The organism is Vibrio sp. Vb0304, from assembly GCF_033338995.1.
In the GTDB taxonomy this organism is placed as follows: domain Bacteria; phylum Pseudomonadota; class Gammaproteobacteria; order Enterobacterales; family Vibrionaceae; genus Vibrio; species Vibrio alginolyticus.
Window position 1 is genome coordinate 1 of the sequence record NZ_JAWOTT010000243.1, and the last position, 1,172, is coordinate 1,172.

The 1,172-nt window shown below is 42.3% G+C and carries 2 protein-coding genes; both read left to right on the forward strand.

Annotated features, from left to right (window positions below; translation table 11 throughout):
* Nucleotides 1–542 (forward strand): HAMP domain-containing sensor histidine kinase (locus R7P35_RS25335; RefSeq protein WP_318093164.1); only part of this gene is annotated, 542 nt, incomplete at its 5' end.
* A complete protein-coding gene (locus R7P35_RS25340; RefSeq protein ID WP_017448681.1) occupies nt 532–1,128 on the forward strand; it encodes a response regulator transcription factor in 597 nt (198 codons plus the stop codon). The genes R7P35_RS25335 and R7P35_RS25340, both read left to right, overlap by 11 nt.
* The last annotated feature ends 44 nt before the right edge of the window (nt 1,129–1,172 follow it).

Genomic DNA, 1,172 nt, shown 5'->3' on the forward strand with positions numbered 1-1,172 from the left:
CACAAGTGACGTCTGCGAGTGACATAGTGCAGCGTTTACGTAGTTTGATTCACCGGACGCCAATCGAGAAAAGCTGGGTTGACTTACCTGCCGTCATCAATGATGCAATGAAGTTGGTGGATTATGAGTTCCAACGTCACAATATCCAACTAGGTGTGATGTATTCTGGCGAGGTACAAAACGTTTATTCGGATGTGACCGGATTACAACAGGTGATCATTAATGTGCTTAATAACGCCAAAGATGCCTGTCTTGCTCATTCGACTTCGCAAAAAGAGTTGTTTGTTGATCTCCATGTCAGCTTTTGTGATGACGTTGTCATCATTGATGTCATGGATAACGGGGTCGGGCTCGAAGAGCAAAATACCCCTCTTGATCAGCCTTTTTATACCACGAAGGAAAATGGCCTAGGGCTAGGGCTTGCTATTTGTCGCGATGTAATTGAAGCGCACCAAGGTTCCATCAATTTTAGGTCAATTGACCCATCAGGGTGCCAAGTGACTATCGTTTTACCGTATCAGGAAGCTCAGAATGAGTCGTAATCTTTGTCCACTTTATATCGTTGACGATGAAGTGCCTGTTTTAGAATCAATGGCTTTTATGTTAGAAAGTTATGGTTATAGCGTCGATGTCTATTCAAACGGGCAAGATTTCTTACAGAGTGTGAATCTGCATCAAGCTGGATGTGTATTGTTGGATAGCCGAATGCCAGAAATGCGTGGGCAGGAGCTTCACCTGCTAATGCGTAATCAATGCAGTCCAATCAGCGTTATATACCTGACTGGGCATGGTGATATTCCAATGGCAGTCGACGCCTTAAAAGAAGGCGCGTTGGACTTTTTTCAAAAGCCTGTGGACGGTAATGCTTTAGTGGCGGCAATCGATAATGCTATGGAATGTTCACTAAAAAACCAAGAAAAACAAAGTGCAAAACTAACTCTTCAAAGCCTTACTAGAAGAGAAAAAGAAGTACTGATTCTGGTGGTTAAAGGGATGAAAAATCAGGATATGGCTAACCAACTGTGTGTTTCGCTTCGTACCATAGAAGTACATCGTTCCAATGTAATGAAGAAGTTGGAAGTAGAAAGTTTAGCGGCATTGATTCATAAAGTAGGGCACGTAATTTAGGTATAAAAAAAGCAGCCAGTTGGCTGCTTTTAAAAATGGTTTTG

What these genes read in the sequence shown, in the direction of transcription:
- R7P35_RS25340 (WP_017448681.1), top strand. Translation starts at nt 532, where the DNA reads ATGAGTCGTAATCTTTGTCCACTTTATATCGTTGACGATGAAGTGCCT.